Annotated in this window: 5 protein-coding genes; all 5 read right to left on the bottom strand. The window is 63.1% G+C overall.

Translation table 11 applies throughout. The features are described from left to right. Positions 1–152 precede the first annotated feature (152 nt). Positions 153–1445: a BMP family protein gene (locus NZM16_RS10970; RefSeq protein WP_295480365.1), complete on the bottom strand. Its 1293-nt coding sequence runs from the start codon at positions 1443–1445 to the stop codon at positions 153–155. 176 nt (positions 1446–1621) lie between these two features. Further along, the gene (gene dcd, locus NZM16_RS10965) at positions 1622–2179 is read right to left on the bottom strand and encodes a dCTP deaminase (protein WP_295480363.1); all 558 of its coding nucleotides are present in this window, start codon (positions 2177–2179) and stop codon (positions 1622–1624) included. Positions 2180–2475: 296 nt separating this feature from the next. After that, on the bottom strand, positions 2476–3363 hold the full coding sequence (locus tag NZM16_RS10960) for a PH domain-containing protein (protein ID WP_295451267.1): 888 nt from the start codon (positions 3361–3363) through the stop codon (positions 2476–2478). Further along, on the bottom strand, positions 3360–4019 hold the full coding sequence (locus NZM16_RS10955; RefSeq protein ID WP_295480361.1) for a response regulator transcription factor: 660 nt from the start codon (positions 4017–4019) through the stop codon (positions 3360–3362). The genes NZM16_RS10960 and NZM16_RS10955 overlap by 4 nt, the downstream gene beginning before the upstream one ends. A gap of 234 nt (positions 4020–4253) precedes the next feature. After that, on the bottom strand, positions 4254–5443 hold a 1190-nt coding region (locus tag NZM16_RS10950), incomplete at its 5' end, for a nodulation protein NfeD (RefSeq protein WP_295480359.1).

Here is a 5443-nt window from a genome sequence, read left to right as displayed (position 1 = left end):
TCGATTCCCCCAATCTCCAGTTGATAACTGGACAAAGCAGCAGCGCTTTGACCGGTAAAGAGAGCGTTGTTTGGATAAACGCTTTAGCAAGAAGGGGCGGCCTGAAAACCGCCCCTTCTCGAGCTTGAGCCTATACCCCCTCCTGCCTCCCGTCACTGGGTCGGGACGCTCTGGCCTTCCATCCCTTCCAGCAGTTGCGGGAGATACCAGATTTGCTGCGGGGTGGCCACTTTCCCCTCCTCCACATAGAGCGTGCCATCCTGGAGCCGGATCGGCCCTTTCCACAGCTGGATGGAGCCATCCCCCAGGCCCTTGATGAACTCATCCAGCCGGGCCGAGGCCTCCGGGCTCAGGGCCTTGCCCTTCAGGAAGCCCACGTGGCTGGTGTCCGGGTTGTTGATGTCCTTCCAATCCGGCCCCACCCAATCCCAGGACGGCTTCCAGGTGCCCTCCTGGACGGCTTTGATATGAGCGAGGTAGGAAGGACCCCAGTTGAAGTAGGGCACGCCCAGACAGACGTCGGGGGCTTCCTCGCAGGCGCCGATGTAGTCGTAAGGGATGGCCCAGACCTTCTTGCCCGCCTGGGCAGCCTTGGCCGCCTCCCGCAGGCCTTCCGTCGTGTCGATGCCCGAGATGATCACGTCGTGGCCGGTGTTGATAAAGTCCTGGGCCACCTGAGTGGGATCCGCCGTCACACCGGGGATGTGGAACCAGAAGCCGATCCAGGTGACCTTGAACTTCAGATCGGCCGCCGGCTTGCCCAGGTATTTCTCCCAGCAATATTTGGCTCCCAGATAGGCGGAAGCGGCCAGACGCCGGGTCTCATCGTTGATCAGCGGCCCCAGATAGCCGAGCTTGCCCGTCTGGGTGGTCAGGGCCGCCGCGCATCCAGCGATCATCTTCCCATACTCCATCTCGCCCATCACGTTGGCCAGGTTGGGGATGCCCTTGTAGTTCTTCCCTTCCTTCCAGGCATCGTCTCCGGACACATGGATCACCACGATATCCGGATGAGCCCGGGCGAACTTAACCGCCTCGTCCTTGTGGTCGTCAGAGTTGAAGATGATCACCTTCGCGCCCTTGGCGACCAGCTCCTCAGCCAGCTGGGAGGCCGTGGTCCCCGGGCGATCCGCCGGGTTCACCTTGTCGATGTAGAGCATCTTCGCGCCGGGAAGCTTCTGTTCGACATACCTGCCGCCCTCGTAGTGGGCTTGGCTCCAGCCCCGGTCGTTGTAGGGGCCTACCAGGAGCATCCCGAAGATGATCTCTTTCGGAGCGGCGGTGGGGGTGGGCTGAGCGGGGGCGGGGGTTGGCGTCGGTTGCGGAGCAGCGGGGGCGGTGGCGGTCGCAGGGGCAGGCGTGGCGGGTTGGGCGCACGCCGCAAGGGCCAGCCCAATGCTCAGGAAGAGGCTTGCCACGATCCACCTGTGCCGATGAGGAGCCATCTTCTCCTCCTGCGATAGGGATCTTGCCTCTTATTTTATTCAGCCGGATCTGATGCGGCAACTGAAAAATCGATTTTTCCAGCGGGCGGGAAGGGTCCTCTTCGACGGGCCCTCCCCATCCCTGAAATTGCCTCAGAGATGGGCCGTTGGGGGCTCGGCTCTTGAAGATCCAGACATCAACCGACCCTGGGGATCGTAATGCCCTGCTGGTTCTGATACCGACCGCCCTTATCTTTATACGATCGCTCGCACACCTCATCGGCTTCAAAGAAGAGGACCTGGGCGATTCCCTCGTAAGCATAGATCTTGGCAGGTAGCGGGGTGGTGTTGCTGATCTCCAGGGTGAGATATCCTTCCCATTCCGGCTCCAGGGGGGTGACGTTCACAATGATCCCGCAGCGGGCATAGGTGGACTTCCCCACGCAGACCACCAGGACGTTCCGGGGGATCCGGAAATATTCCACGCTCCGGGCCAGGGCGAAGGAATTCGGTGGGATCACACAGACCTCGCCCCGGACATCCACGAAGGAGCGGGGGTCGAAGTTCTTGGGATCCACGACGGTGCTATAAACATCGGTGAATACTTTGAACTCATCGGCGACACGGATGTCATAGCCGTAAGAGGAGAGGCCGTAGGAGATCACCCCAGGCCGCGCCCGGGATTCTTCGAAAGGCTCGATCATCCGATACCGGAGGGCCATCTCGCGGATCCAGCGGTCGGATTTCAGACCCATTTTCTTCCCTACCTCCAGATGAGATCTGAGGAATGGAAACAGGGAGCGGGGGGCGGGGGGCGCCCCCCCCCCCCCCCGCTCCCGATCTCGCGATCCTCATGGCGGGAGTTGCATGCTTCGTTCTCCTCGCCGCTCAAAAGGCACCAGCAAAGGAGGGATCGATTCCTTATAGTCCCCAGCCTGGACCTCCATGGACCTCGCACTGCGAAAGGGAACGGTGCGAGGAGACAGATGGAAGCCTTCCCATCGGTTTCCGCACATCGGGTTTGGGGGCGGTGCGGGTTGCCTTCGGCGCATTACTGTGTGATTTGAATTAGGGCCCCGAAGAGCAGGATCTGAACCAGAAGCCCCACCAGCCACAGGCCATAGGCGGCCGGCCGCTCCCGCTCATGGAGCAGGCTTCCCAGACCTGCGTTCACCATCCAGGTCAGCGCGCCCAGCGTCGGCAGGCGAGTCAGATGAGCTGCCGGGCTGAACAGCGCCTCTGGGGATCCCTCCAGGCGCACCCAGGCCGGCAGGCGGGGGAATTGTCCACAGAACCAGAGCCACATCCCCCACAGCACGAGGCCTGCAAAAATCATCAACGCCCACGCCGTCCGATCCGCCCAGATCGCCCGTTGACGCCATCCCGGGAAGAGGGTCGTTTGCTGCAGGCGCTGGGTGGGCCCCATGGCGGACCGCTGGGCGAAAGCCTCCAGAAAACCCTGGGGGTTGATTGGGGAGATCGCATAGATGGCCGCTTCCGTGATCACCCAAAGCTGCCTGGGGAGATCCTCGGTGGCAAAGAAGAGGACGGGCCGGTTCTCCTCTACTGCCCACGCATGGCCCCCATAGAAGCCCGGCCAGCGTATGCCTCGCCACCTTCGGATGGCCTTCCGGCTGGCCGGGCCCGGGCGCAGCTCTCGGATCGCGTGGATTGGGATCACATGGACGGCCGGCCACCATGTAATCGTCAATCCGTTGCGATCCAGATAATACTGAGCGGATTGCAATCCTCGCAGGGCGTAACCCACCCCGAGAACGCCGATGAGCGCGAGCACGGCTATAGTGGATGCCAGCGCGATCCATAGAGAGGGAGGACGGGTCGCAGTGAGAATACCCCCGGCGACGGCGATCAACCCCAATGCCCCGAGCGCCGTGTAACCGATCCACAATCCCCGCCGTCGGTTCGGTCGCTCCGTCATCCCTTCTCCTCCGGCGAGGTCAGCATATACCCGAAGCCGCGCACCGAAACCAGGACCTCTCCGCGCTCGGGGTCCAGACCCAGGCGTTTGCGGATCTGCCGGATGTGAACTTTTAACAGCTCCCGGGCCTCGGGGTCCTCGGCGTCGATCCCCCAGACTTCACGCACCAGATCGGTGTGAGAGACCACCTGGCCTGCCCGCCGGGCCAGGACGGTCATGATCTTGAACTGCAGGGGAGGGAGCTGCACTGGCCGGCCACGCCAGATCACCTGTTTGCGACCGTGGTCGATGACCAGGGAGCCCACCCGCGTCACCTCCCCCCCAGTCCAGGTCTGGAAGGCCCGCACCGCTCGGGCCAGCCGATCCCAGATCGGATCCTGGTTCACACCCTCCACCGGGCAGATCAGAGGGAGAGGGGAACATCCTCGAAGGGCGCTGAACAGCCCGCGGCCGTTGCGTTCCAGCCACTCCCGATTCGCCACGATGATGTCGGGGATGGCCCGTGCGATCAGCGCAAGGGCTCCACGCAGATCAGGAGCATAGTGAGCCACGTGCCCGGCCTGAACGGCGCTCTGGACCAATCGTTCCCCTGCCTCCAAATCGGGATGGACGATCAGCACCCGTAGGTGATCGGTCCCGTTTCCGATCCTGGTCATCGCTGGCATCTCTACCTCTTGCCCTGTTGCGATCTCAACTTCGCGGCGTGGGAAGGAGGATCCCCAACCCATGCCCGCCACTGGGTCCAGTTAGCGGCACGGGTTTTGAATATCAGCCAAGAGCTTTCTCCTCCCTCCCCATGGCTCTTTGAGCCGCGGGGAGGGACAACTCGCCTTCTTCACGGGCTCGGACAGCCTGAATCATCGAAACATAACGATGGGGAGCTGCCCGGGTTAAGATCCAGATTCCTGCTGTTCGGGCGCGGGGGCTGGGATCGACGAGCTCGCCGGTGGCATCCACTTCCGCACCCGCAACCGAAGGCCCTCCACTCCAACGATCTGAACCGGGGTGCCGGCGGCTATCATACCCGTTTCGCTCTCCGCTGTCCACAATTCACCGGCCACATGCACCATGCCGATGGGATGGAGATCCGTGCGAGCCTCACCGACACGCCCGATCAGAGCTTCCACGCCCATCACGCTGGGCCGACGTTGCGCCTGGAGCGCCTTCGCCACAATGAATCCGAAGAAACCGGCCATCGCCAGCCCAGTGCCGCCAGCCACCCAGGGGGAAAGCGGCGGGAAGGGTGACCTTGCCACCGGCGCGAACAGCACCAGCGCCCCAGCAATGAAGGTGGCGGTTCCTACTGCGGTTAACGCCCCATGGGTCGGCGCTTTGATATCCAGGATGAACAGAATGATCGCCACCGCCATCAGGAGCAATCCCAGCCAGTTGACGGGCAACACACCGATCCCATAGGCCGCCAAAAGCAGACAGACCACACCGATGAACCCGGCGACCCAGCCGCCTGGATTCGAGAGCTCAATGAGAATGGCCTGCACGCCGATGGCCAGGAGGATCAATGCGACGTTCGGGTCCACCAGGCGATGCAGGATTTCCTCCACGATATTCATAGGAAGCGGGACGATCGCGGCGCCCCGGGTGCGGAGCGTCCGCGGCTGGCCCTGTACGGAAACCGTTCGTCCATCCAGCTGCCGGAGCAGATCCTCCGGGCTGTCCGCGATCCCATCGATCAATCCAGCCGTCAGGGCCTCCCGGGCGCTCACCGCTTTCGCGGATTCTACGGCGGCTTCTGCCAGCTCCACCGCCTTCGGACCCCGGCGCTCCGCCAGACTGCGAATCTGAGCCTTGAGGATCTCTTTCACTTTCTGGCTGAGAGTTTCCGGGAGGTCCTCCCCCTGGCCGCCCACCGGAGAGGCGGCTCCAATGGCCGTCTCCGGGGCCATCCATGCCAGATGCCCCGCCAGCGTCACCAGCGTCCCGGCGGATCCCGCGATCGCCCCGCGTGGGGCCACATAGACGATCATGGGCACCGGGCTCTCGCGGATCATCGAGACCAGCCGTAGGGTGAGATTGACTTCCCCACCCGGGGTGTTCAGCTGCAGGATGATGGCCTCCACCC

This window comes from Thermoflexus sp. (assembly GCF_025055495.1).
In the GTDB taxonomy this organism is placed as follows: Bacteria; Chloroflexota; Anaerolineae; order Thermoflexales; family Thermoflexaceae; genus Thermoflexus.
The sequence above is the reverse complement of the archived record's forward strand: the minus strand, read 5'-3'. Positions and strand labels throughout refer to the sequence as shown.